General features: G+C 65.6%; 18 protein-coding genes, 5 tRNA genes and 1 other RNA gene. 17 read left to right on the plus strand and 7 right to left on the minus strand.

Features of this window, described 5'->3' with window-relative positions; all coding sequences use genetic code 11:
• Positions 1–22 precede the first annotated feature (22 nt).
• The 7 genes from lon to AC13GI_RS09630 all read left to right on the plus strand — a co-directional run bounded on the left by lon (position 23) and on the right by AC13GI_RS09630 (position 5645).
• Positions 23–2476: an endopeptidase La gene (gene lon, locus AC13GI_RS09600; protein ID WP_099819178.1), complete on the plus strand. Its 2454-nt coding sequence runs from the start codon at positions 23–25 to the stop codon at positions 2474–2476.
• A 218-nt stretch (positions 2477–2694) separates the two neighbouring features.
• Complete coding sequence (locus AC13GI_RS09605; RefSeq protein ID WP_004146343.1) at positions 2695–2967, plus strand: HU family DNA-binding protein; 273 nt, start codon at positions 2695–2697, stop codon at positions 2965–2967.
• A gap of 11 nt (positions 2968–2978) precedes the next feature.
• Positions 2979–3053: transfer RNA gene (locus AC13GI_RS09610), tRNA-Val, on the plus strand.
• Positions 3054–3078: 25 nt separating this feature from the next.
• Positions 3079–3155, plus strand: a tRNA-Asp gene (locus AC13GI_RS09615).
• 89 nt (positions 3156–3244) lie between these two features.
• Positions 3245–3321 (plus strand) — tRNA-Asp (locus tag AC13GI_RS09620).
• A 107-nt stretch (positions 3322–3428) separates the two neighbouring features.
• A tRNA-Asp gene (locus AC13GI_RS09625) sits at positions 3429–3505 on the plus strand.
• A 184-nt stretch (positions 3506–3689) separates the two neighbouring features.
• The gene (locus tag AC13GI_RS09630; RefSeq protein WP_482996146.1) at positions 3690–5645 is read left to right on the plus strand and encodes a peptidyl-prolyl cis-trans isomerase; all 1956 of its coding nucleotides are present in this window, start codon (positions 3690–3692) and stop codon (positions 5643–5645) included.
• Between the two features lie 183 nt (positions 5646–5828).
• On the opposite strand, the gene AC13GI_RS09635 is transcribed toward AC13GI_RS09630, so the two are convergent.
• Both AC13GI_RS09635 and gloB read right to left on the minus strand, forming a co-directional pair.
• Positions 5829–7031, minus strand: a complete 1203-nt coding sequence (locus AC13GI_RS09635) for a lytic transglycosylase domain-containing protein (protein WP_482996147.1) — start codon at positions 7029–7031, stop codon at positions 5829–5831.
• Positions 7028–7792, minus strand: coding sequence for a hydroxyacylglutathione hydrolase (gloB, locus tag AC13GI_RS09640; protein ID WP_482996148.1), 765 nt, complete (start codon positions 7790–7792; stop codon positions 7028–7030). The genes AC13GI_RS09635 and gloB overlap by 4 nt, the downstream gene beginning before the upstream one ends.
• An 11-nt stretch (positions 7793–7803) precedes the next feature.
• Between gloB and AC13GI_RS09645 the strand changes: the two genes are divergently transcribed.
• The 3 genes from AC13GI_RS09645 to dnaQ are packed head-to-tail and all read left to right on the plus strand — an operon-like array spanning position 7804 to position 9646.
• A complete protein-coding gene (locus AC13GI_RS09645; protein WP_099819182.1) occupies positions 7804–8448 on the plus strand; it encodes a class I SAM-dependent methyltransferase in 645 nt (214 codons plus the stop codon).
• Positions 8449–8460: 12 nt separating this feature from the next.
• A complete protein-coding gene (gene rnhA / locus AC13GI_RS09650) occupies positions 8461–8913 on the plus strand; it encodes a ribonuclease HI (protein WP_025878155.1) in 453 nt (150 codons plus the stop codon).
• A gap of 4 nt (positions 8914–8917) precedes the next feature.
• Complete coding sequence (gene dnaQ / locus AC13GI_RS09655; protein WP_100463376.1) at positions 8918–9646, plus strand: DNA polymerase III subunit epsilon; 729 nt, start codon at positions 8918–8920, stop codon at positions 9644–9646.
• A 100-nt stretch (positions 9647–9746) separates the two neighbouring features.
• On the opposite strand, the gene AC13GI_RS09660 is transcribed toward dnaQ, so the two are convergent.
• Positions 9747–10451, minus strand: a complete 705-nt coding sequence (locus AC13GI_RS09660) for a PP2C family protein-serine/threonine phosphatase (RefSeq protein WP_099819184.1) — start codon at positions 10449–10451, stop codon at positions 9747–9749.
• Positions 10452–10619: 168 nt separating this feature from the next.
• Here AC13GI_RS09660 and AC13GI_RS09665 point away from each other — a divergent pair.
• Both AC13GI_RS09665 and AC13GI_RS09670 read left to right on the plus strand, forming a co-directional pair.
• Positions 10620–10710: transfer RNA gene (locus AC13GI_RS09665), tRNA-Ser, on the plus strand.
• A 629-nt stretch (positions 10711–11339) separates the two neighbouring features.
• Entirely contained in the window at positions 11340–11744 is a 405-nt protein-coding gene (locus tag AC13GI_RS09670; RefSeq protein ID WP_032977378.1) for a DUF6165 family protein, read from the plus strand.
• A 118-nt stretch (positions 11745–11862) separates the two neighbouring features.
• On the opposite strand, the gene AC13GI_RS09675 is transcribed toward AC13GI_RS09670, so the two are convergent.
• Positions 11863–12909: a glycosyltransferase family 9 protein gene (locus AC13GI_RS09675; RefSeq protein ID WP_099819185.1), complete on the minus strand. Its 1047-nt coding sequence runs from the start codon at positions 12907–12909 to the stop codon at positions 11863–11865.
• Between the two features lie 20 nt (positions 12910–12929).
• On the opposite strand from AC13GI_RS09675, the gene AC13GI_RS09680 reads away from it, so the two are divergent.
• Genes AC13GI_RS09680 through AC13GI_RS09690 form a run of 3 tightly spaced genes read left to right on the plus strand, consistent with a single transcriptional unit; the run spans position 12930 to position 14832 of the window.
• Positions 12930–13679 carry a 3-deoxy-D-manno-octulosonic acid kinase gene (locus AC13GI_RS09680; protein ID WP_089239126.1) on the plus strand — a complete coding sequence of 250 codons (750 nt, stop codon included), beginning with the start codon at positions 12930–12932 and terminating at the stop codon, positions 13677–13679.
• The gene (locus AC13GI_RS09685) at positions 13679–14446 is read left to right on the plus strand and encodes an MBL fold metallo-hydrolase (protein ID WP_100463386.1); all 768 of its coding nucleotides are present in this window, start codon (positions 13679–13681) and stop codon (positions 14444–14446) included. The genes AC13GI_RS09680 and AC13GI_RS09685 overlap by 1 nt, the downstream gene beginning before the upstream one ends.
• A complete protein-coding gene (locus tag AC13GI_RS09690) occupies positions 14443–14832 on the plus strand; it encodes a nuclear transport factor 2 family protein (protein WP_482996149.1) in 390 nt (129 codons plus the stop codon). Before AC13GI_RS09685 ends, AC13GI_RS09690 begins: the two co-directional genes overlap by 4 nt.
• Before the next feature lie 76 nt (positions 14833–14908).
• Here the strand turns inward: AC13GI_RS09690 and ffs are convergent.
• Positions 14909–15005, minus strand: an RNA gene (gene ffs, locus AC13GI_RS09695) — signal recognition particle sRNA small type.
• A gap of 299 nt (positions 15006–15304) precedes the next feature.
• Here ffs and sugE point away from each other — a divergent pair.
• Positions 15305–15622 carry a quaternary ammonium compound efflux SMR transporter SugE gene (gene sugE / locus AC13GI_RS09700; protein ID WP_099819189.1) on the plus strand — a complete coding sequence of 106 codons (318 nt, stop codon included), beginning with the start codon at positions 15305–15307 and terminating at the stop codon, positions 15620–15622.
• Between the two features lie 368 nt (positions 15623–15990).
• Positions 15991–25227: an autotransporter-associated beta strand repeat-containing protein gene (locus tag AC13GI_RS09705; RefSeq protein WP_482996150.1), complete on the plus strand. Its 9237-nt coding sequence runs from the start codon at positions 15991–15993 to the stop codon at positions 25225–25227.
• A gap of 57 nt (positions 25228–25284) precedes the next feature.
• Here AC13GI_RS09705 and AC13GI_RS09710 read toward each other — a convergent pair whose 3' ends face one another.
• The gene (locus AC13GI_RS09710; RefSeq protein ID WP_482996151.1) at positions 25285–25728 is read right to left on the minus strand and encodes a GNAT family N-acetyltransferase; all 444 of its coding nucleotides are present in this window, start codon (positions 25726–25728) and stop codon (positions 25285–25287) included.
• Positions 25729–25766: 38 nt separating this feature from the next.
• Complete coding sequence (locus tag AC13GI_RS09715) at positions 25767–26213, minus strand: hypothetical protein (protein ID WP_482996152.1); 447 nt, start codon at positions 26211–26213, stop codon at positions 25767–25769.
• Positions 26214–26385 lie beyond the last annotated feature (172 nt).

Consider the following 26385-nt stretch of genomic DNA (forward strand, 5'->3'; position numbering starts at 1 on the left):
TTTCCCCTTCCCTGGAGCCCCCATGGCCCGTTCCCCAAGTGAGACCCTCGACCTGCCGGTCCTGCCGCTGCGCGACGTAGTGGTATTCCCGCACATGGTCATCCCGCTGTTCGTCGGCCGCGACAAGTCCATGCATGCGCTGGAACAGGCAATGGAAGCGGACAAGCGCATCCTGCTGCTGGCGCAGAAGTCGGCCGAAACCGATGACCCGCAGGCCGCTGACCTCTACCAGGTCGGCACCCTGGCGCAGGTGCTGCAGCTGCTGAAGCTGCCCGACGGCACCATCAAGGTGCTGGTTGAAGGCCTGTCGCGCGTGCAGGTGACCAGCGTCAGCGAACGTGATGGCTCGCTGCACGGGCAGGCCGTCGAAATCGAGGCCACCGACGCACGCGAGCCGCGCGAGATCGAGGCCATCGCCCGCTCGCTGATGTCGCTGTTCGAGCAGTACGTCAAGACCAACCGAAAGCTGCCGCCGGAGCTGCTGCAGACCCTGGCCGGCATCGATGAGCCGACCCGCCTGGCCGACACCATCGCCGCGCACATCAGCGTGCGCTTGTCGGACAAGCAGCGGCTGCTGGAAACGCTGGCCGTGGGTGAACGCCTGGAGATGCTGGTCGGTCTGGTTGATGGCGAGATCGACGTGCAGCAGATGGAAAAGCGCATCCGCGGCCGCGTGAAGTCGCAGATGGAGAAGAGCCAGCGCGAGTACTACCTCAACGAACAGATGAAGGCCATCCAGAAGGAACTGGGTGACCTCGACGACGCGCCGGGCGAACTGGAAGAGCTGGCCCGCAAGATCGCCGAAGCGGGCATGCCCAAGCCGGTGGAAACCAAGGCACGCAACGAGCTCAACAAGCTCAAGCAGATGTCGCCGATGTCCGCCGAAGCGGCGGTCGTGCGCAATTACCTGGAGTGGCTGCTGGGCGTGCCGTGGAAGAAGCGCAGCAAGGTGCGCAAGGACCTGAAGGCCGCGCAGGACACTCTCGATGCCGATCACTACGGCCTGGAGAAGGTCAAGGAACGCATCCTTGAATACCTGGCGGTGCAGTCGCGGGTGAAGCAGATGAAGGGCCCGATCCTGTGTCTGGTCGGGCCGCCGGGCGTGGGCAAGACCTCGCTGGGCCAGTCCATCGCCAAGGCCACCAACCGCAAGTTCGTGCGCATGTCGCTGGGCGGCGTGCGCGACGAAGCCGAGATCCGTGGCCACCGTCGTACCTATGTCGGTTCGATGCCGGGCCGCATCGTGCAGAACCTCAACAAGGTCGGCAGCAAGAACCCGCTGTTCGTGCTGGACGAGATCGACAAGATGTCGATGGACTTCCGCGGCGATCCGTCCTCGGCGCTGCTGGAAGTGCTCGACCCCGAGCAGAACAACGCGTTCAACGACCACTACCTGGAAGTGGACCTGGACCTGTCCGAAGTGATGTTCGTGGCGACCTCCAACTCGCTCAACATCCCGGGCCCGCTGCTGGACCGCATGGAAGTCATCCGCATCCCCGGTTACACCGAGGATGAGAAGCTCAACATCGCCACCCGTTACCTGGCTCCCAAGCAGATCAAGGCCAATGGCCTGAAGCCGGAAGAGCTGGAGATCGGCAGCGATGCGATCCAGGACATCGTGCGCTACTACACGCGCGAATCCGGCGTGCGCAACCTGGAACGCGAGATCGCCAAGATCTGCCGCAAGGTGGTGAAGGAGATCGCGCTGGGTGGGCCGCAGCCGGTGGCGAAGGCGAAGAAGGGCGCGCGCAAGTCCAAGGCGCTGGTGAGCGTGTCGAGCAAGAACCTGGACAAGTACCTGGGCGTGCGTCGCTTCGACTTCGGCCGTGCCGAAGAAGAGAACGAGATCGGCCTGGTCACCGGCCTGGCGTGGACCGAAGTCGGTGGCGATCTGCTGCAGATCGAATCGACGCTGGTACCGGGCAAGGGCCAGCTGATCCTGACCGGCCAGCTCGGCAACGTGATGAAGGAATCGGCGTCGGCGGCGTTGTCGGTGGTGCGTTCGCGTGCGGTCGGCTTCGGTATCGATCCGGAGTTCCTGCAGAAGCACGACGTGCATCTGCACGTACCCGATGGTGCGACGCCGAAGGATGGCCCCAGTGCCGGTGCGGCAATGGTCACCTCGCTGGTGTCGATGCTGACCAAGGTGGCCGTGCGCGCCGATGTGGCGATGACCGGCGAAATCACCCTGCGTGGTCGCGTCACCGCGATCGGCGGCCTGAAGGAAAAGTTGCTGGCGGCACTGCGCGGCGGAATCCGCACGGTGATCATCCCCGATGAGAACCGCAAGGATCTTGCCGACATTCCGGCCAACGTCACCCGCGATCTGGAGATCGTGCCGGTGAAGTACATCGAGGAAGTGCTTGATCTGGCGCTGGAACGTCCGCTGGCGCCGAAGAAGACGCGCAAGAGTGCGCAGCGCGTCACGGTGCGCAGCAAGGCCAAACCGAGTGGAAACGCCCGCGTCAAGCATTGATGCGTCCTGTCGAAATGCTTGAAACCCGCGTCGTTGCTGGCTTTCCAGCTTGCGTGGGGGTAGGGCCGCTGGTATAAAAGCAGCACTCGCGAATGAGTGATCGCAGTCAGCGCTCACTGAATTCGGCGAACCGTTTCCACATGGCAACCGCATGCAGACGTCGTGCGGTTGCTTCCCTGTCGAATACGCGGAACCCACCGCCAAAGGAGTTGTAAAGAATGAACAAGACCGAATTGATCGATGCCGTTGCTGAAGCTGCCGACCTGACCAAGGCCGAGTCCAGCCGCGCTGTCGATGCCGTCGTTGCTGCCGTCACCAAGGCGCTGAAGGACGGCGATGCGGTCACCCTGGTTGGCTTCGGTACCTTCCAGGTCCGCGACCGTGCTGCCCGCACCGGCCGCAACCCGAAGACCGGCGACACCATCAAGATCGCTGCTTCGAAGAATCCGTCGTTCAAGGCTGGTAAGGCCCTGAAGGATGCTGTAAACTAAGCGGCTCGCTGGGGTGCTTAGCTCAGCGGTAGAGCGTCTCCTTTACACGGAGAGGGTCGGGGGTTCGAAACCCTCAGCACCCACCACAGCACCGCGGTAAGTTTGAAATGTGGAGCGGTAGTTCAGCTGGTTAGAATGCTGGCCTGTCACGCCGGAGGTCGCGGGTTCGAGTCCCGTCCGCTCCGCCATTTTCAACGAGGCCCCCGGCCGAAAAGCTGGGGGCCTTGTTTTCTCTCCAACCTCCCGGTTGCAGAGAAAACAAAGAGGTCTGCAATACGGAGCGGTAGTTCAGCTGGTTAGAATGCTGGCCTGTCACGCCGGAGGTCGCGGGTTCGAGTCCCGTCCGCTCCGCCATTGCAAAACTCTTAAATCCTCGTGAAAAAACTTTGAAAAAAGTGTTCAGCGGGGTAGGTTTTCAGGAAGTCTTCGGATATACTGAGCGCCTGCAAAGTTTCAAGCGCGGAGCGGTAGTTCAGCTGGTTAGAATGCTGGCCTGTCACGCCGGAGGTCGCGGGTTCGAGTCCCGTCCGCTCCGCCAACTCTAAGAGCCCTCGACGCAAGTCGGGGGCTTTTTCTTTGCGTCGTTTTCATCGTTTGATGGGCGCGATCGTGTCGATCGCCTGGCCAGGGTGGCGCCAGACCCCGCCGGTACTGCTTTTGGTCCACGCCGCGAAGCGGGTTACACTGCCGGGCTCGCCAATCAAGCCTTGTGATTCCTCACCATGCTGCAGAAACTCCGCGACAAGACCTCAGGCTGGATCGTTACCGTGATCCTGGGGCTGCTGATGATTCCGTTCCTGTTCGTCATCGACAACAGCTACCTCGGTGGCGTCGGCGCACAGAACGTCGCCAAGGTTTCGGCACCGCCGACCTGGTGGCGCTCGGCACCGTCCTGGTGGCCGGTGCGCATGATGTGGCAGCACCATGAGATCAGCGCACAGGATTTCCGCACCCGTTTCGAGCAGGAACGCATGCGCGAACGCCAGCAGCAGGGCGAGAACTTCGACCCGCGCGCGTTCGAAAGCACCGAGAACAAGCTGGCCGTGCTCGACCAGTTGATCGACGAGCAGGTCGTGCGCCTGGTCGGTGAGCAGGCCGGTGTCGTGATTGGCGACGGCGCTGTGCGCGAATACATCACCACCATTCCGGGCTTCCTGGGCGCCGATGGCAAGTTCAGCGAGAGCAATTACCGTCTGGCCCTGGCCGGTGGCAATCCGCCGCGCACGCCGACCCAGTTCCAGGAACTGGTGCGCGAGAGCCTGCAGCAGTCGGTGATCCCGTCGGGCCTGCAGAACTCCGGCTTTGTCACCCAGGCCGAGACCGAGCGTCTGCTGAAGCTGCTGGGCGAGACCCGCGATGTGGAACTGGCCGCGCTGCCGGAAGTTCCGGTTGATACCGCGCCGGTGACCGATGCGCAGATCAAGCAGTGGTACGACAGCCATGGCAAGGATTTCCGCCAGGCCGAATCGGTGTCGCTGGAATATGTCGAGCTCAATGGTGCGAACCTGCCGGCGCCGACCGCGGCTGACGAGGCGACCCTGCGCAAGCGCTATGAAGACGAGAAGGCCAAGTTCACCACGCCGGAACAGCGCCAGGCGGCGCACATCCTGATCACCGGTGACGGTGCCGAAGCCAAGGCCGCCAAGCTGGCTGTCGAAGCAAAGGCCGCCGGTGCCGACTTTGCCGCGCTGGCCAAGGCGAACTCGGAAGATCCCGGTTCCAAGGCGCAGGGCGGTGACCTGGGTTGGGTCGAACGTGGCGCGATGGTCAAGCCGTTTGAAGACGCACTGTTTGCCGCCAAGGCCGGTGAAGTGATCGGCCCGGTCAAGACCGACTTCGGCTTCCACATCATCAAGGTTGCTGCGGTTCGTGGCGGCGAGGGCAAGTCGTTCGAAGACGTGCGTGACACCCTGGCTGCCGAGCAGCTGAAGGCTGATGGCGAGCGCGGCTTCAACGATCTGGCCGGCCGCCTGGTCGATGCCATCAACAAGAGTCCGAGCGACCTGGCTGCAGCCGCCAAAGCGGTCGGCCTGTCGATGCAGACGCTGGGCCCGATCACGCGCACGACCGCCACCGGCATTGCCGCTGATCCGGCCGTGCTGCGTGCCGCCTTCTCGGACGTCCTGGTGCAGGACGGTACCGCCAGCGATCCGATCGCCCTGGGTGGCAGCAGCAACCACAGCGTGGTGATCCGCGTGGCCGCGCATACCCCGGAGCAGGCGCTGCCGCTGGACAAGGCGCGTGAGCAGGTGATCGCCGCGATCCGTGCCGACCGCCAGCGCCAGGCCGGTGACAAGGCCGCGGATGCCCTGCTGGCCAAGCTGAAGGCGGGCGCGACCCTGCAGTCGCTGGCCGCCAGCGAGAAGCTGCAGCTGAGCCCGATGCCGGGCCTGCCGCGCAGCCAGCCGGTGCCGACCCCGGAGATCAACCGCGCGATCTTCAGTGCGCCGCTGCCGGCCGAAGGCAAGCCGAGCTATGGCAAGGTCGATGTCAACGGCCATGCGCTGGTCTTCGCGGTGAACACGGTCAACCCGGGCGACATCAAGGAAGTGACCGCCGAGCAGCAGAAGCAGCTGAAGGACCAGCTGAGCCAGATCGACGGCATGGCTGCTGCCAAGGCGTACATCGACGCCATGCGCAAGCGCTTCCTGGTGCAGACCACCGAAGCGAACCTGTAAGCCTCCGGCGAGCAGGAACGAAAAGGCCCGGCATTGCCGGGCCTTTTTTGTGCGAGAGCGCTGCTGGAGATTGAACTGTAGAGCCGAGCCTATGCTCGGCTTGTCATGAACCCCGACAGGTCGCAGGCAAGAAAAAGCCGAGCACAGGCTTGGCTCTACACGGGGAGGCGCTTGGCCTGTCCCTCAGTCTTCGACGCGCAGTACCGCGCCTGGCTTCAGCACGCTGCTGCCGCTCAAGCCATTCAGCGACAACAGTGCCTTGACCGGCATGCCGTAGCGACGGGCGATGGTCCAGGCCGATTCGCCGTTGCGCACGGTGTGGCGGCGGTTGCGCGGGCGATCAGCAGCCGACGCGACCACCTTTGCCACCTGCGGGCTCGGCGCAGCGCTGGCGGTGCTGGCCAGTGCGGTGGCCACGGCCGTGCTGGCGATGTCGGCAACGTCCGCGTTGGACGCCGAAACCGGGGCCAGTACGCGTGCGGTGCCCGAAGGGCGGTTGCCGGCAGCCAGCGCCGGATTCAAGCGGGCGATCTTCGCCGGGTCCAGGGCACGCTGTGCGGCCCACTGCTGGACGCTGGTGCCTGCCGGCAGGGTGTGGTCCTTCAGCACCGGGACAGTGCGGTCCAGCGAGGCCATCACGCCCGGCTGGTCTTCCACGTCTTCCAGCACGCAGGCCAGGGCATGCAGCTTCTCGACGTAGGCATGGGTGACCGGCGACAGCCCGGGCAGGCCGGCCGGCTTGGCGTTCTGCGCATTCATGCCGGCCTTGCGCATGGACTGCAGCACGCGGTACTCGCCGGCGTTGTAGGCCATGGTGGCCAGGCGCCAGTCACCGCCGAACATGCCATGCAGGGTCTTCAGGTAGCGCACGGCGGCCTGGGTGGACTCCACTGCCGACAGCCGGCCGTCGTAGTTGTTGCTCATCGGCACGCGATGGTTGCGTGCGGTGGTGGCGATGAACTGCCACAGGCCGGTCGGGCCGCTGCCGTTGCGGGCATTGGGCCGGTAGCCGCTTTCGACGAAGGGAATCAGGGCGAATTCGGTCGGCAGGTTGGCCTTGCGCAGCTCTTCGACCACATAGCCGAACAGCACCAGCGCGTCATCATCCTGGTTGGCCAGCCGCGAAGGGGCGTGGGCGAACTGCTTCTGCCAGCGCGGGCTGGTGGCCTCGGCGTCACAGGTGGGTTCAGCCAGGCCGTCGCGGAAGCTGGAGAAGATCTCCTGGCCGTTGCGTACCGATGCAGCCGGCAGCGTCGACGGATCCAGCGGCAGGGCCGAGGCGGCGGTCAGGTTCTGGCTGATGCCGGCGCCCAGCGATTGTGCGCCGGCAGTTCCGGCCAACCCCAGGACGAGACCCAGGGCCAGCGGCAGACTTCGGCGACTCATGCGCGGAAGCCGTCTTTCCAGTGCCGGAGACCGGCCATGACGTCGACGTCATCCACGACCTCGCGCCCCAGGTGCGCCGACACGGCCGCGCGGATGGCCGCCGTGTGGGTACGCAGGAACGGATTACAGGCAATTTCATCGGCCAGGGATACTGGCAGGGTGGAACGGTCATCGCGGCGCATGGCCAAAGCCTCCTCTTGGCGCTGCAACAAGGCAGCGTTGGCGGGGTCGACATGCCGCGCGAAGACGGCATTTGACACGGTGTACTCGTGAGCGCAACACAGCAGCAGTTGCGCGGGCAGGGCACCCAGCTTGCGCATCGATGCCAGCAGCTGGGACGGCGTACCTTCGAACAGGCGTCCACAGCCCAGGCTGAACAACGAATCTCCGCTGAAAAGCTGTTCAGCGGTGTGAAACGCGATGTGGCTGCGGGTGTGCCCGGGGACGGATAGTACGTGGAACATCCGGCCCAGTGCCTGAACACGTTCACCTTCGGCGACCCGCTCGGTGGCCATGGGGATGCGCTCTTCGACCGGTGCAACCACGCGTACGCCGGGGAAACGCGCCTGCAGCGCCGGTACCCCGCCGATGTGATCGTCGTGGTGATGGGTGAGCAGGATGGTGTCCACGCGCACGCCCTGGTCGGCAAGCGCCAGTACCGGCGCAGCGTCGCCGGGATCGACGACCACGGCAGCACCGTCGTCGGCGATCAGCATCCAGATGTAGTTGTCCGCAAATGCGGGCAGGGCAGTCAGTCGCATAGAATTGGACCATGCCCGCGCTGCAGAGCACCCGTCAAGCGAGCCAGGCCCCGTGGTTCGACAGCGAACCGGCGGAGGCCTTGCGCGTGCTCGAACGGCAACTGCTGCTGCCACAACTGTCGCTGCTGCCGACCCGGCCCTGGTTGTGGATCGCCCCCAGCGCCGCCTGGCTGGCGGATGCGCAGCTGGGCGGGCGTGGCCTGCGCCTGCATCGCCAGGGCACTGGCTACGCTGGCGATACCCGATGCGCACTGCCGTTGCCGCTGCCCAACGAGAGCGTCAACGCCATCGTGCTGCAGCATGTGACCGTCGGTGATGCCGACCATCTGCTGGACGAATGCGAGCGCGTGTTGATGCCTGGCGGCCATCTGTGGCTGACCAGCCTCAATCCGTTCAGCCCGTTCCGCACGCGCTGGCGCCAGCACGGGCTGGTGGTGCGCACGCCGCAGCGGATCCGCCAGCTGCTTGAGCGCCATGGGCTGGAATGCGAGGACGTGCGTTACCTGGGGCCGATGTGGCAGGGTGCCGGCAGCCGCCGTCGCGGCGGCTGGGCCCCCCTGCGCGCGGCCTGCCTGTTCCATGCCGAAAAACGCACGCTGGCCCTGCCCGGGCCGACCCCGTTGCCCGTGCGCTGGCACGGCACCGTTGCTACCTGATCTGGAGTTGTATTGAAAACCATCGAAATCCACACCGACGGTTCCTGCCTCGGCAATCCCGGCCCCGGCGGCTGGGCGGCGCTGCTGCGCTACAAGGGGCACGAGCGCGAACTGAGCGGTGGTGAAGCGCATACCACCAACAATCGGATGGAGCTGATGGCAGCCATTTCCGGCCTGGAGTCGCTGACCGAGCCCTGCGAGATCGTTCTCTACACCGATTCGCAGTACGTGCGGCAGGGCCTGACCCAGTGGCTGCCGGGATGGATCCGCAAGAACTGGAAGACTGCCGGCGGTGACCCGGTGAAGAACCGTGAACTGTGGGAGCGCCTGCAGGCAGCCACGCTGCGGCACCAGATCGACTGGCGCTGGGTGAAAGGCCACTCTGGCGATCCGGACAATGAGCGCGTGGATACCCTGGCCCGCAACGCCGCGATCCAGATCCGCGACGGCAGCCCGGTAAACTGAGCCCATGCGTCAGATCATCCTTGATACCGAAACCACCGGCCTGGAGTGGAAGAAGGGCAACCGCGTCGTCGAAATCGGCTGCGTCGAGTTGTTCAAGCGCCGCCCGACCGGCAACACCTATCACCAGTACCTGAAGCCCGACTGCGAATTCGAACAGGGCGCGCAGGAAGTCACCGGCCTGACCCTGGAGTTCCTGGCCGACAAGCCGCAGTTCGCGCAGGTCGTGGAGGAGTTCCTGGCCTTCATCGATGGCGCCGAGCTGATCATCCACAACGCCGCGTTCGATCTGGGCTTCCTCGACAATGAGTTGTCCCTGCTCGGCGAGCAGTACGGCAAGATCACCGATCGCTGCACGGTGATCGATACCCTGGCGCTGGCGCGCGAGCGTTTCCCGGGCCAACGCAACTCGCTCGATGCGCTGTGCAAGCGGCTGGGCGTGGACAACTCGCACCGCGCCCTGCATGGCGGTCTGCTGGATGCGCAGATCCTCGGCGATGTGTACATCGCACTGACCTCGGGCCAGGAGGAAATCGGCTTCGGGCTGGGCGATGATGATGCCGGTGGCGCTGCGGCGTTGCAGGCGTTCGATGCGTCCAAGCTGCTGCCGCGCCCGCGCGTGGTGGCCACGCCGTCGGAACAGGAAGCGCATGCGGCGCGCCTGGAGCGGCTGCGCAAGAAGGCCGGCCACGCATTGTGGGACGGCCCGAAGGTGGAAGAAGCCGCGAGCGCGTAAGCGACCGCGGCAGCCACGCATGGCGTGGTGATACGGGTGAAATGCAGCCACGCATGGCGTGGCTCTACGGTAGATCCACGCCATGCGTGGATGCCGTTGCTCAGTGGCAGCGCACAAGGATCACGGTGATGTTGTCCGAGCCGCCGCCGTCGAGGGCGGTGGCGACCAGGCTGTCCACGCATTCCTGCGCGCTGGCATCGTCGAAGGCGAGGGTGCGGGCGATGCCGCGGTCATCCACTTCCTCGGTCAGGCCATCACTGCACAGCAGCAACTGCATGCCCGGTCGCAGCTCGCCGCTGGTGGTCGCCACGTTCAGGTGTGCCGGGTCGGTGACGCCCAGTGCCTGGGTGACCACGTTGCGGTGGGGATGGGCGCGTGCCTGCTCGGCGGTCAGGTTGCCCTGTGCGACCAGTTCCTGCACCACGCTGTGATCCTGGCTGAGCTGGGCAAGCTGGCCGTCGCGCCACAGGTAGGCGCGGCTGTCACCAACCCAGGCCACTTCGTAGCGGTTGCCCTGCACCCGTGCAGCGACCACGGTGGTGCCCATCGGCAGGCTGTCGTTGCGCCGGCGCGAGGCGCGGATGATCTCTTCGTCGGCCGTGCGGATCGCCTGCGCCAACGGCGCGCCACGGCGGATCTCGCGGACGATGGTCTCGCGCGCCAGTGCGCTGGCCACCTCGCCGCAGGCGTGCCCGCCCATGCCGTCGGCCACCAGCCACAGGGCCAGCTCGCCGTCACCGTAATAGGTGTCCTCGTTGAGCTCGCGGCGCAGGCCGGGGTGGGTGAGATGTCCGAATTCGATCATGGTGGGTGCTGGGAGCGGGGTAATGCCGGGGAGAACGGCATCATCACGGCCAAGCGGACATCCGGCAAGCCATGCAGTCAGGAAAATTTCACTTCATCGGCCACAATGACTTGTCGTCAGCCGCGCTTCCTCGTATGATGCGCGTCCCCGGTTCGCCGGGGAACATCTGGAGAGGTGGCAGAGCGGTTGAATGTACCTGACTCGAAATCAGGCAGGCGTTTATAGCGCCTCGGGGGTTCGAATCCCCCCCTCTCCGCCAGATAAAGAAAAAAGCCGTCCCATGGGGCGGCTTTTTTCATGGCCCGCGTTCGAGCAGTGCACGCGCATGCAGCAACGATCTGCGCCGACCCTGCGGGGGGATGAGAAGCCCCGACGGGGTTCGACGGTTCTGCAGGAGCAGAACCGGACAGCCGCAGGCTGGCCCTGGAGCGCGCAGCGCGCAAGGGCGGGGTGCATGGATGCACCCCGCAATCCCCCCCTCTCCGCCAGATAAAAAGAAAAAGGGCTGCCGAAAGGCGGCCCTTTTTCTTTTTATCTGGCGCGGGTATGCGAAGTGCGCTTCGCGCGCTTCGCCCCATACGTTGCTGCGCAACGAATGGGCCCCTCCCTTTGCCGGCCTCTCCCCGCCCCTGTCGGGGCAGCCCCTCAACAGAGGGGCTTGTTCCTCCAGATGGATCTGCATCAACGGATGCGGTGGGCAAGTGGGATCATCTGGCGCTGGGATGCGACGATGCTGCGCGCTTCGCCCCATACGTTGCTGCGCAACGAATGGGCCCCTCCCTTCGCCGGCCTCTCCCCGCGGATGCTCCAGTAGATCCACGCCATGCGTGGATGCCGTTCGCATGCGGCGGGTTACCATGTATCCCATCACCTGCTGGAGCTCTCTCGATGACCGCTGAAATCCTCGTCCCCGTTTCATTCGGCGAGCTGTTGGACAAGATCTCGATCCTGCAGATCAAGTCCGAGCGCATCAGTGACGAAGGCAAGCTGGCCAACGTGCGCAAGGAATTGTCCGCGCTGGAAACCACGTGGATGGCGCACCCGGCGGCCGTGAAGGACATCGCCAAGCTGCGCGCCGAGCTGAAGGCGGTCAACGAGCAGCTGTGGGAGATCGAGGACGACATCCGCCTGAAGGACAAGGCGCAGGCCTTCGATCAAGGGTTCATCGACCTGGCGCGCAGCGTGTACCTGCGCAACGATGAGCGCGCGCGGATCAAGAAGGCGATCAACCTGGCGCTGGGCTCGGCCTATGTGGAAGAGAAGTCCTACCAGGACTACACGCAGCGCGCGTAATCCCGGGCAGCCCGATGCAATGGATCCACGCCATGCGTGGATGGTGCCACCGGGCTGCGGGACGGTGCGGACCAGGGGCCGCACACACCCGACACCGCTCAGCCGCTTGGCCCGTCGCTCACCCCAGGTGGTCGGCCACGTAGCGCTCGAACGCGGCAATGCCGTCCTCGACGGTGATCAGTTCCATCACGTCGTCGAATTCGATCTTGGTGCCCCACTTGAGGTCGGCTGCCTGCTTGCCCAGGTACTTGCGCGCTGCGTCGTCGTAGCGGTCCGCGCAGTAGCGGCGGTCCGAGTACGGGCCGCTGCGGTTCGGGTTGCTGGCCGCATGCAGGCCCAGCACTTTGGTGCCCATCGCATTGGCGATATGCATCGGGCCCGAGTCCGGCGTCATCACCAGGTTGGCGCGGGCCAGCAATGCCGGCAACTGCTTGAGCGTGTCCTTGCCGACCAGGTCCAGCGCCGGAACATCCAGCTGGGCCAGGATGGCGTCGGCCATGCTGCGCTCCAGTTCGCTGCGACCACCGCACAGCACGATCCGCCAGCCGCGCGTGACGGCATGGTTGGCGACCTCGGCATAGCGGTCGGCGTACCAGTTGCGGCGCACGTGGCTGGAGCAGGGCGAGATCATCAGCACCGGGCGGCCATCGTCCTGCCATTGCGCGGCGGCCCAGTCATAGGCCGCCTGCGGCACGGCCAGGTCCCAGCTGACATCGGTCTGGCGCAGGCCCAGCGGCTCGCAGAAGCTGCCGATGGCATCGAGCACATGGATGCCCGGGCGATCAGCGATGCGCTCGTTGATGAAGAGGCCGTGCAGGTCCTTGGAGCGGCTGCGGTCATAACCGATGCGGCGCTCGGCGGGAATGAAGGCGGACAGCACGTTGGCGCGGAACGCCACCTGCATCTGCAGCAGCGCCTCGAAACGCCCGGGCGGCAGCTGCTTGCGCAGTTCCTTCACCCCGGCCATGCCGGTCTTCTTGTCGTAGGCGTGGAAGGTGACGCCCGGCAGGCCATCAAGCAGCTTCTGCCCGACCTTGTCGATGATCCAGTGGATCGGCGTATCCGGGCGCGCGGCCTGCAGGGTGCGCACCAGCGGCACTACGTGGGTCACATCGCCCAGAGCGGACAGGCGCAGAAGACACAAGGAGGAGGACGCTGATGCCATGTGTTGTTAGACTCAAAGGAATGGTCGCATTCGACGCCAATGAAGCGCTGACGCCATGCCGCGAGGGTCGCGGCATCGGGGCCATTCTGTTCGACCGCGAGCGGCTGCGGCAAGCCGACATCGGTCTGTTCTCGCCACAGCACTGGGCCGGCAAGGCCCGGCCGGTGGGTGAGGGTGGCCGCGGCAGTGCCTGGTTCGTGGATGCGCCGTTCGGTCCCAGCGTGCTGCGGCACTACCTGCGCGGAGGGCTGGCGGCCCGGATCAGCCACGACCAGTACATCTGGCGGGGGGCGGACCGGACCCGCAGTTTTGCCGAATTCCGGCTGATGCGCGCGCTGCGCGAGAAGAAACTGCCGGTGCCCAGGCCGATTGCCGCCTTCTACATGCGTGAAGGCCTGCGCTACCGCGCCGCGATCCTGATGGAACGGATCGAAGGGGTGCGCTCGCTGGCCGACCGCGCGCTGGTGGCCGGGCGCGGTGCGCCGTGGGAGGAAACCGGGCGGATGATCGCGCGCTTCCACCGTGCCGGGCTGGACCATGCCGATCTCAATGCGCACAACATCCTGTTCGACGGCAACGGCCATGGCTGGCTGATCGACTTCGATCGCGGGGTGATCCGCATCCCGGCCACCGCCTGGCGCGAGCGCAATCTCAAGCGCCTGCTGCGCTCGCTGATCAAGCTGCGCGGTGAGCGCAGCGTGGAAGACGTGGAAAAAGACTATGCGCGCCTGCGTCGCGCCTATGACATGGCCTGGAACCGGGGCACCTGATGGACTGGTCGTTGCGTTTCCTCGGCGTCGGCAATGCGTCGGCGGTCGAGCTGGGTTCGCCGATGTCGGTGATCGAGCGTGATGGCCGGCCCTGGCTGACCATCGACTGTGGTGGTGAAGGCCTGACTGCCTTCAAGGCGCACTACGGGCATATGCCGCAGGCGCTGTTCGTCACCCATGTACACCTGGACCACGTGGCCGGTTTTGAGCGTCTGTTCGTGGACACCTTCTTCAGCGCGCAGCGGCGCGGCAAGGTGCGCCTGTACGTGCCGGCCACCGTGGTGCCGCTGCTGCACAAGCGCATCGGCGATTACCCGAACGTGCTGGCCGAGGGCGGCGCCAACTTCTGGGATGCCTTCCAGCTGATCGTGGTGGGCGATGCGTTCTGGCACGAGGGCGTGCGCCTGGAGGTGTTCCCGGTGCGCCACCACTGGCCGGAGACGGCCTATGGCCTGCGGCTGCAGGGCGCGCTGACCTGGAGCGGCGATACCCGGCCGATTCCGGAAATGCTGGCGCGCTTTGCCAATGACAATGAGCTGATCGCCCACGATTGCGGGTTGCATGGCAATCCTTCGCACACCGGCGTGGATGACCTGGAACGCGAGTACAGCGCCGAGCTGCAGGCACGGATGATGCTGTACCACTACGCCAGCGTGGCCGATGGCCAGGCCCTCGCCGCGCGCGGGCACCGGGTGGCACAGCCGGGGCAGTGTGTTGTGCTGGCCACGCCGACCGCCCCGCACGTTCTGGCGCAGGATCCGCCGTGAGCAGCGCTGGCCACGCCGCAACGCCGGCGTTGGCTGCCGAGCTGGAGCGACTGGAACGTGCACTGCATTGCCCGCAGGTGCGCGCAGATCATGAGCGTCTGGCGGCATTGCTGGATGAGGATTTCAGCGAGATCGGCAGCTCCGGCCAGTGCTACGGCCGTGAGGCCGCGCTGGAAGAGATCCCGCTGGAGCGTGCGCAGGTGCTGATCGAGTCGGACCAGTACGCCGTGTGGATGCTGGCAGAGGGGCTGGCCCAGGTGCGCTACCGCAGTCGCTATCACGTCGACGGCCAACCGCAGCGGTGGGTGCTGCGCAGCTCGCTGTGGCGGTTGCATGCAACGGGTTGGCGGGTGGCGTTCCATCAGGGCACGCCCGAGGCACGGTAGCGCCGGGCCCTGCCGCGAAGGGCGGCAACCAGGGTTGGCATCCATCAGGGCCGGGGTAGCGCCTGAAAAGGCGGTGGCCCCGCCGGCTGACCTCGGCGCCCGCGTCGATCGATACCGTTGCTGCCTTCCGGCCCTGGCGGAGTTTTCGACCTAGCGTCGCGAGGGGCCGACGGGGCCACCATAGAGACGTTGGCCGCCCGGAGGCGGCCGATTCACGGATCAGGGGAAGCAGCGCATCGAGCGCCGGAGACCACAGCCGGACTGCGCATCAGCTTACCGATGGCAGACGCGCATTCTAGCGCAGGCATGGGTGCTGACGCCAGCTTCACGCGCTGAATCCGATGTAACCCGTTGGCTGCGGCATCGGCCCGGGGCTGCCGCCGTTGCTAGAATCCGGCCGCAGGAGGAACGACCTCCCCCACATCGGGATTCAATGACCAGGACGGCCTGGCCCTACCATCGGAGGGCTGTCATGGCCTGGATCTATCTGTTGTTTGCCGGCCTGCTGGAAATCGTCTGGGCCGTGTCGATGAAGCAGTCTGAAGGCTTCACCAAACTCACCCCCAGCATCATCACCATCATCGGCATGATCGCCAGCTTCTGGCTGCTGGCCGTTGCCATGCGCAGCCTGCCGCTGGGCACCGCTTATACGATCTGGACCGGCATCGGCGCGGTCGGTGCCTTCGTGGTCGGCATCGTATTCCTGGGCGAGCAGGTCAGCCCGATGCGGATTGGTGCAGCGGTATTGATCGTCGCCGGCCTGGTGCTGATGAAACTCTCCAGCAGCTGAGGCCGGTAACGGGTACGACGGGAATAGGGATATTCCCGTTTTGCCAAAACAAGAGAATATGCATATTCGGCAAAGTCGTGAAGACTGCCGTGATTATTTGACGGCCATCATGAAAATAACGTGCCGGATTCACGTGGTGCTGGCGGTGGCGGTCGCACAGTGCGGCCATTCGTCAAGCGAAACCGGGGAGTTTTCGCGATGACGGACGTGCAGGGGCACGCCGTTCCTGCAGCGCTCTGACGTGAACGTGTGATTTTTTTCCAAGGTTGATACCGCAGGTCTTGTTCCCGGTGTGGAGCAGGGCGGGACGACATCACCTCAAAAAAACCTGCCTGCTGTGCCACCGGTCATTTCATGGAGATTTACCGATGAACCGCATTTACCGTCTGGTTTTCAATCGTGCTCTTGGCGTGATGCAGGTGGCTTCGGAGGTCGCCCAGAATCCAGGTGGAAATGCGGGTGCCGCGGTGCGGTTGCCGCGATTGAGAATGCATCAGCTGGCCGTTGCATTGGCTGCCACGCTGGCCAGTGGTTCGGCGTTCGCGGCGTGCTCCACGCCGGGCCCGGCAATTACCTGCACCGGGACCACCAACAATTTCGTGGACGCCACCAATGGTGTCCAGGTAACTGTAGCAGCCGGAGCGAATGTCGGGAGCACCGCTGGCCTGGGCAACTCGATGACGTTGAGCGGTAACGGCATCCAGCTCACCAACAACGGCACGATCGGTACCAATGTCGGTATTTTTGCCGCCTCCGGTGCGGTGCTCGGCAACGCGAGTGGCCAGACGATTACCGTCGACAACACCGCTACCGGCACGCTGCAGGGCTTCATCGATATCGGTTCACTACTGGGCGCGAGCGGTCGCGCGCTGTCCGTACAGAATGGCGCAAGCGGTGTCACCACGATCAACAACGCCGGCACCGTCAACATGAATTTCCTGCTGGGCGGGCTTGGTACGGCCGATGCGCCGGCCATTGTCAGCTACGGCGGCGCGCAGACGGTTCTGCGCAATACCGGGGGAATTACCGGGCGTGTCGGATTGGCTGGATCAGCGGCAGGCAATTCAGTCACCAACAGTGGCACGATCACCGGCAGCGTCCACCTCGGCGATTCGACGCTGGGAAATACTTTTACTGCCGTTTCCGGATCCAGTGTGGCGACCGGCGCCGGGGCCTCGGCGGGAATTGATGTGCTGGGCGGCATCTCGGTCTCGCTGGCGGCAGCCGGTACGGTCAACGCCGGTGTGGGCGCCGGGGCAGCCAGCAACACATTGGTGTTGCAGAACGATGCCGCCGGCCCGGGATCCGGTACCGGGGGAGCAGTGACCACACTGGGCTGGAACCAGTACCTCAACTTCCAGAAGCTGACCGTCAACAGTGGCACCTGGAACCTGCAAGGTGCCTGGGTCGGAACCGGCGCCACGCTCAACGATGGCCTGGTCAATTTTAACAACGCGGCGTCATTCGGTACCGGCATCTTCAACGTGAATGGAGGTGCCATCGCAGCATCGACGGCCGGGCTCACGCTTGCAAATCCCTTCGCGCTCAACACGGGCAGGCTGACGCTGGGCGGCACCAACGCCTTTGGTTTGAGTGGTGTGCTTACCGGTGCCGGCGGCCTTACCGTCAGCAACACCGGCGTGGTCACGCTGGGCGGCGCCAATCTGTTCTCCGGTGGCGTCAACCTCAACGCCGGTGGCTTGCTGCTTGGCAATGCCGGTGCACTTGGCGGCGGCAGCCTGACGGTAGGCGGCAGCGCATCGCTGGATACCAGCGGGGCCTTCAACCTCGCCAACAACATCGTCGTCAACAGCGGGGGCAACCTCAATCTGCTCGGCAGCAATGCGGTCACCCTCAATGGGTCGTTGTCGGGTGCGGGCAACTTCATCAAGAGCGGTACGGGCACGCTGACTCTGGGCGGCGCGAATTCACTGACCGGTGGTTTTTCGATCACCGGGGGGGCGCTGGCGCTCGGTGCGGGTGGCAGTCTGTCGCCCACCGGTGCGTTGACGCTGGCCACCGGTACGACGCTGGACCTCACCGCTGCAGCCAACCAGACCGTGGGATCGCTGGCCGGGCTCGGCGGCACGGTCAACTTGGGCACCCGCACATTGACCCTCGGCGGGCTCGGCAATACCAGCTTCGCCGGCAACTTCACCGGCACCACCGGCGGCTTGATCAAGGTGGGTACCGGCATACAGACTCTGTTGGGCAGCAACGCGCTTACCGGCGGCGTGGCCCTCAACGGCGGCGGGCTGCTGTTGGGCAACAGCAACGCGCTGGGTACAGGTACGTTGAGCGTCGGTGCTGAAGTCACTCTGGATGGCACAACCGCGCTTTCGCTGGGCAACAACGTCTCGCTTGGTACCGGAGGTTCGCTGGCGCTGCAGGGCGGGCAGCCGTTGGTGTTCAACGGTGTGATTTCCGGCAACGGCAGCCTGGTCAAGAACGGCGCCGCACTGCTGACGTTGAATGGCGCCAACACATTCGGCGGCGGTGTCGTCGTCAATGGTGGCAACCTGCTGCTGGGCAACAACACGGCACTGGGTACCGGCCTGCTGGACATCAACAATGCCGCCACGCTGGATGCAAGCGCGGCGTTGAACGTGGGCAACAACATCAATCTTGCCGCGGGTGGCTCGCTCAACGTGCTGGGTGGCCAGCCGCTGACGCTGGGAGGTGCACTGGGTGGCAACGGCGGCCTGATAAAGAGCGGCGCTTCGACGCTGACGCTGACCGGCGCCAATACCTTCACCGGCGGCTTGAACGTTGCCGCCGGCACGGTGGCGCTGGGCAGTGGCGGCAGCCTGGCCGCGACCGGCGCGGTCAGCCTGTCCGGTGCTGGCGCGGCGTTGGATCTTTCCCTGGCTGGCAACCAGACCATCGGCGCACTGTCCGGCGTGGCAGGTACCACCGTGGCATTGGGCGCCAACACGCTCAGCTTTGGTAGTGCGACCGACCAGACGTTCGCCGGTGTGATCAGTGGCGTTGGCGGGGGCCTGGTAAAGAACGGCAGCGGCGTACAGACATTGACCGGTGCAAACACCTTCACCGGCGGCGTCGCGCTCAATGCCGGCGGTCTGCTGCTGGGCAACAGCGGTGCGCTGGGAACCGGTGCGCTGAGCATCAACGGTGCCGCGACGCTGGATGGAACCACCGCGCTAAATCTGGGCAACGCGGTCAATCTTGGTGCCGCGCTGACACTGGGCGGCAGCAACAACATCACCCTGACTGGCGACATCTCCGGTGTCGGCAGCCTGACCAAGAACGGTGCCTCGCAGCTGACCTTGAACGGCACGAATGGCTTCAGCGGTGGCCTGAATCTCAATGCGGGCAGCGTGCTGCTGGGCAACAGTGCAGCGGCCGGCACCGGCGCGCTGAACATCGGTGGCAACGTGTCGCTGGATGGATCGGCCGCACTGAATCTCGCCAACAACGTCGGGCTGGGTACGGGCGCTGTGCTGACGTTGCCTGGCAGCCAGGCGATTACCCTGGGCGGCGTGGTGTCCGGCAACGGTGGCCTGGTGAAGAATGGCGCCAGCGTGTTGACGCTCAATGGTGCCAATACCTTCGGTGGCGGCCTGAGCCTGGCGGGTGGCGGCCTGCTGCTGGGCAACAGTGGAGCGCTTGGAACCGGCGCGCTGAACGTTGCTGCGAACGCCAGCCTGGACGGCAGCGTTGCGCTTGATCTGACCAATGCGGTCAACCTTGGCGCAGGCTCGGCACTGACGCTGATCGGCAGCAACGCACTGACGCTCGGTGGTGTGGTGTCCGGTACCGGCGGTCTGGTCAAGAACGGCGCCGGTGCACTGACGCTCAACAGCGCCAATACCTTCAGCGGTGGACTGGCGCTCAATGCGGGCAGCCTGACGCTGGGCAATGCAGGGGCGCTGGGTACCGGCTCGCTGAGTGTGGGGGGCAATGCATCGTTGGACGCTGGTGCCGCGCTCGCCCTCGGCAACAACATCGGGTTGGCATCGGGCGCCACGCTGGCGCTACAGGGCAGCAACGCGCTGACCCTGGCGGGGCTGCTGTCCGGCGCCGGCGCGCTGACCAAGAACGGAACGGCCACGCTTACTCTGAGCGGTGCCAATACCTATACCGGCGGCACTCTGGTCAATGCGGGCACGCTGGCACTGGGGGCGGGGGGCAGTCTTGCCGCGGGCGGCAACGTGACGCTCGGCGGCCTCGGCGCAGGTCTGGATATCTCCGGTGCCGGTGGCAACCAGGCCATCGGTGCGCTCGCGGGCGTGACCGGCAGCAGCCTTTCGCTGGGCGGAAATTCTCTGACCTTCGGTACGGCAGCCAATGCGGTGTTCGACGGCGTGATCAGCGGAGGCGGGGGGCTGGTCAAGGTGGGCGCAGGCGTGCAGACCCTGTCCGCTGCCAACACCTTCGGCGGCGGCGTCAGCCTCAATGCCGGTGGCCTGGTGCTCGGCAATGACGCGGCGCTGGGCAGCGGTGTGCTGACCGTGGGCGGTGCGGCGACGCTCGACACCAGCCTGGCAGCGACGCTGGTCAACAACATCACGCTCAACGCCGGCTTGACGGTGCTGGGCAGCAATGCGCTGACGCTCAACGGGGTGATCTCCGGCACCGGCGGCCTGACCAAGAACGGCGCTGCCACGCTCACCTTGAACGGCGTGAACACCTATACCGGCGGCACCAACGTCAATGCCGGCACGCTCGCGCTGGGCGCAGGTGCAAGCCTGGCCGCCAGCGGCATCGTCAACCTGGCCACCGGCGCCATCCTGGATCTCTCTGCGGGCAGTGGTGCCCAGACCTTCGGCACCCTGACCGGCAATGGCACGGTCAACCTGGGGGCGAACTCGATCACCGTCGGCGGACCGACCAACGGTGTCTTCAGCGGCTCCATCGCCGGCACCGGTGGCCTGATCAAGGAGGGGACCGGCACTGAAACGCTGACCGGTACCAACACCTTCACCGGTGGCACGCTGATCAATGCGGGCACGCTGGCGATCGGTGCCGGCGGCAGCCTGGCGGCAACAGGCGCGGTTACGCTGTCCGCGCCGGGCACCGGCTTCGATATCTCGGCCGCAGGCAACCAGGCGATCGGCGCGCTCAACGGCGTCGCCGGCAGCGCTGTGGCGCTGGGTGGCAACACGCTGACCTTTGGCGGCACCGACAACGGCACCTTCGATGGCGTGATCGGTGGTACCGGCGGGCTGGTCAAGAACGGTACCGGCATCCAGACCCTGGGCGGCGCCAACGTCTTCGGTGGTGGGGTTGCACTCAACGGTGGCGGCCTGGTGGTCGGCAACAATGCCGCGCTGGGTACCGGCGCGCTGACCGTGGGCGCCAACGCGTCGTTGGACAGCAGCATTGCCGCGACTCTCGGCAACGACATCGGCCTACTGGCCGGCGCCACGCTCAACCTGCTTGGCAGCAATGCATTGACGTTGGGCGGGGCGGTCACCGGCGATGGTGGCCTGATCAAGAACGGCGCGGCAACGGTGACCCTGACCGGCAGCAATACCTTCACCGGCAGTACGGTCATCAACAGCGGCACGCTGGCGATCGGCGCGGGCGGAAGCCTGTCGCCGACCGGTGCGGTGAACCTGGCCGGTACTGGCACGTTCGACATCTCCGCCGGTGGCAACCAGGGCATCGGTTCGCTGGCGGGCGTGGCCGGCAGCACGGTGTCGCTGGGCGGCAACAACCTGACCCTGGGAGGCACCACCGACGCGACCTTCAGCGGCGCCCTCACCGGCAGCGGTGGACTGGTCAAGAATGGCAGCGGCGTGCAGACGCTCAACGGTGCCAGCACCTTCGGTGGCGGCGTCACCCTCAATGCCGGCGGCCTGGTGGTGGGCAACAACACGGCGCTGGGTACGGGCACGCTGACGGTCGGCGGCGCTTCCACGCTTGATTCCAGCAGCGCGGTGACCTTGGCCAACAACATGGTGCTCAACGCTGGCCTGACCGTACTTGGCAGCAACGATCTCACGCTCAATGGCGATCTGTCGGGTACCGGCAGCCTGACCAAGGACGGCGTTGCTACTCTCACGTTGAACGGCACCAACACCTATACCGGCGGGACCAACATCAACGCGGGTACGCTCGCCCTCGGTGCCGGTGCCAGCCTCAGCGCAAGCGGCATCGTCAATCTCGCCACGGGTGCCACCTTCGATCTTTCAGCGGGCAGTGGCACGCAGGTGTTCGGCACGCTGATCGGCAATGGTACGGTCAACCTTGGTGCGAACACGTTGACCATCGGTGATTCCACCAACGGCGTGTTCAGTGGTTCGATCGGCGGCACCGGTGGCCTGATCAAGGCAGGCACGGGTACCGAGACATTGACCGGCACCAACACCTTCACTGGCGGCACCACCATCAACGCCGGCACGCTGGCGATCGGTGCCGGTGGCAGCCTGGCCGCAACCGGCGCGTTGAACCTGGCCAACGCCGGTACCGGTTTTGACATCTCCAGCGGTGGCAACCAGGCCATCGGTACGCTGTCCGGCGTTGCCGGCAGCACGATCAGCCTTGGCGGCAACACGCTGACCACCAACGCAGCGGGCAACAGCACGTTTGCCGGCGACATCGGCGGCACCGGTGGTCTGGTCAAGAACGGTGCGGGCGTGCTCGGCCTGACTGGCAGCAACACCTTCGGTGGCGGAGTGGCGCTCAATGCCGGTGGTCTGTCGCTGGGCAGCAATGGTGCCCTGGGCACCGGCGCGCTGACCGTCGGCGGTGATGCCACGCTGGATGGCAGTGTGCCGCTGACCCTGGGCAACAACGTGCAGCTGGCAAGCGGCACGCTGACCCTGCTGGGCGGTACGCCGCTGACGCTGGACGGCGACATCGCCGGCGCCGGCAACCTGCTGAAGGATGGCGCAGCGACGGTGACCCTGGGCGGTGCCAGCAGCTACACCGGTACCACGACGATCAACAGCGGCACCCTGGCCGTCGCGGCCGGTGGCAGCCTGTCCTCGGCCAGCACGGTGAATCTGGCCGGCGCCGGAACGCTGGATATCAGTGCGGCCGGCAACCAGAGCATCGGTGGCCTGGCCGGTGTTGCCAGCGGCAACGTGGTGCTGGGCGGTTCCACCCTGACCACCGGCGGCAGCAATGCCAGCACCACCTTCGGCGGCACCATCGGTGGAAGCGGTGGGCTGGTGCAGACCGGCACCGGCACGTTGACCCTGACCGGCAACAACACCTACACCGGTGGCACCACCATCAACGGGGGCAGCACGCTGCAGATCGGCAATGGCGGCGCGACCGGTGCGATCGTCGGCGACGTGACCAACAACGGCGCGCTGGTGGTCAACCTGTCGGCCAACACGACACTCGGTGGGACTGTCAGCGGCAGCGGTGGCCTGACCCAGGCCGGCAGCGGCACGCTGACCCTGACCGGCAACAACACCTATACCGGCGGCACCACCATCAACAGCGGTGGCACCCTGCAGGTGGGCAATGGTGGCGCCACGGGGGCGATCATCGGCGACGTCGGCAACAACGGCAGCCTGGTGTTCAACGTCGGTGGCAACACCACGCTGGGTGGTGTGGTCAGTGGCAGCGGCGGACTGACCCAGGCCGGTGCCGGCACGCTGACCTTGACCGGCAACAACACCTACACCGGCGGTACCACCATCAACACCGGCGCTACGCTGCAGGTCGGCAATGGTGGTGCCAGTGGTGCGATCGCCGGCAACGTCAGCAACAACGGCAGCCTGCTGTTCAACGTCGGTGGCAACACCACGCTTGGCGGCGTGGTCAGTGGCAGCGGCGGGTTGACCCAGGCCGGCAGCGGCACGCTGACCCTGACCGGCAACAACACCTATACCGGCGGCACCACCATCAACGCTGGCGGTACCGTGCAGATCGGCAACGGCGGCGCCAGCGGCGCGATCACCGGCAACATCACCAACAACGGTGGCCTGGTGGTCAACACCGGCGGCACCACGACACTGGGTGGCAGCATCAGTGGCACGGGCAGCATCGTGCAGGCCGGCCCGGGCCCGCTCAACCTGGGCGGCAACAGTGGCGGATTCACCGGTACCGGCCAGGTCACCGGCGGTGGCCTGAATGTCACCGGCACCATCGGAGGCCAATGGACCATCGGCAGCGGCACCACGTTGTCGGGTACCGGCACCATCGGTGGCAGCGCTGGCGGCGTCACCGTGAGCAATGGCGGCGTGCTGTCGCCGGGCAACGGCCCGGGCAATGGCAGCAGTGGTGGCAACGGTGCGGGCACGATCACCGTGGGTGGCAACCTGACCCTGGCACCGGGCAGCACGCTGTCGGTCGACCTGGGCGCTACCGGCAGCGACGTGGTGCAGGTGGGTGGCAGCGCGAACATCGGCGGTGCATCGGTGGTGGTCAATGCCATCAACCCGAACACCAGCTACCAGCAAGGCCAGCAGTACACGATCATCAACGCAGGCGGCGGTGTCAGCGGGCAGTTCGTGCCGCCCACCACCACCTCGGCCTTCCTCTCGCTGAGCCCGGTGTATACACCGAATGCTGCGCAGCTGAAGATCGATGTGAAGCAGACAGCGGCCTTCGTCACGGCGGCGCAGACCCGCAACCAGCTGGGCGTGGCATCGGCGCTGGACAGCCTGCCGCAGACCGGCGCGGCGCTGGGCCTGTACAACACGCTGCTGGCCTACGACACCGCCACCGCGCGCAACGCCTTCAACCAGCTCTCCGGTGAAGTGCATGCGGCCAGCCGTGCAGTGCTGCTGTACGACAACTACCTGGAAGAGGGCATCCGCCAGCGTCTGGGCAGCGAGCTGCCGACGGTGCGGGGCGAGCGTGCTTCGGCATGGCTGGCCGGTAGCGGCAAGGTGTTCAAGCAGGACGGCGATGGCAATGGTGACGAGATCCGTGCCAACCGCAATGCACTGATGGCCGGCGTCGACTGGAAGCTCGGCGAGCATGTGGTGCTGGGTGCGGCGGCGGGCAGCGAGCGGCTGGATACGCGGCTGTACGATCGCCAGTCGCGTGCACGCCTGCGTGGCAATACCTATGGGCTGTATGCACAGGGCGAGTGGAACAACGGGTTTGCGGTCGGTGGCAGCGTGTCGCGCGGCGATTACCGCACGCGCACCACGCGTGAAGTGCCGCTGCTGGCACAGACCCTGCACAGCCGCCAGGACTCGGATGTCACCATCGCCCAGATCGAAGGCAGCTGGACCTGGACCCATGGCCGGACGCAGCTGCAGCCGTACGTGCAGTTCACCAAGCACTGGGTGGACAGCGATCGGGCGGTGGAGCAGGGCGGTAGCGCGGCGCTGGTACTGGAGGGCGGCAAGGACACGCTCAATGTCAGCACCGTCGGCGTTCGCGGCCGCTGGGATGTGGGCAGCGGCGAGCGCTATCCGGCACAGCTGACGGTCGGGCTGGGCTGGCAGCACGCGTCCGGTGACACCGACGTAGCGAGCCGGCAGAGCTTCGCCGTCGGTGGCAATGCGTTCGATGCCTACAGTGCCGTGATGGCGCGCAATGCGCTGGTCAGCCAGGTCGGCGTAGCCGTGGGCCTGGGACGCAGCAGCCAGTTGTCGCTGTTCGTGCAGGGCCAGCATGGCGACGGTCGCAACGATGTTGGTGGCCAGTTGAACCTGCGCGTCGGCTTCTGAGCTGACGCATGCCAACGGTAGATCCACGCCCTGCGTGAATCCGTCGGGAGCGGGAAGCTACAGCACCCGCTCCATCTCCACGGCGTCGATCCCGGCGCCGTGGCCGTCGGCCACCACGCGTACCACCTGGAAGCCGAGGCCGGCATAGAAGCCCTGTGTGTGCTGGCTGGTACTGAGCGTGATGCGCTGGATCGACGGGTCTGTGTCAGCCTGATGCAGCCGGGCCACTGCCAGCGCGCGTCCCAGCCCCTGTCTGTGGCGACCTCGTTCAACCATCCCCCAGCAGAAGCTGACGCTGCCTTCGCCGCAGTTCCAGAGACCACCACAGGCCACCACCTGGCCATCGACCTCGATCACCTGGAATGCGCACTGTGCGGCGTGTTCGTGCAGGAAGCGCTCGAAGTCACCTCGCTCCTGGGGGGCGAAGTAGGTGGGCACGTTGCTGTCGAAGATCGACAGGCAGGCGCTGATGTCTGTGGGGCGGTAGAGGCGGAGGTTCACGAGGCCTCTATTCTCAAGATCAGGGTCATGCGCGTAAATCAGGTGTCATAGATCCCGCTATCCCAAGGCTCGAAGAACGCCATGTAGTTGCCCGGTTGCATCTCCACTGCCCAAACATCTTCATCGTCATAAGGCGGTCGCAGCACGAGTCCAAAGGTAGTGCCGAAGCGCTCCAGAGCGAATGGTGCGACATTGATTCTCTGATAGGTGACTTCGCCCAGTTCAAGAAGGCGTGCCTCGTAGAGACGCCTGCGCTCTGCCCGGTCCAAGGTTGCACGCTGGCCAAGCTCGTCGATGCGGGCCTCAAGCAGATTGCCAGCCGTATCGAACAGATAGAGAGCAATGTACTCGCCTCCGCCTCCGCCTCCGGTGGAGCTGGGGACGAAGGGCGTCGTCAGGAAGAACTGCTTTCCGTCAGCGGTCTGTCCGACATGTTCCGCATGATAGTCGTCGTGCTCGATTGCGATCAGGTCCGGGCGGCCCATGGCGGTTTCCTTCAGGGGAGCGCAATTGAATACCGGTCACTGATGTCTCTCAAGGCTATTGGCGACATTCAGGCCGAAATGCCCGCCAGCACGGCGTACATCACCACCAAGCTGACCAGGAGCGGGTAGACACCGCCAATGGCGAAACAGCGCAGCACGGTCAGCAGCCTTG

The sequence above is a fragment of the Stenotrophomonas sp. 82F1 genome (genome assembly GCF_056861525.1).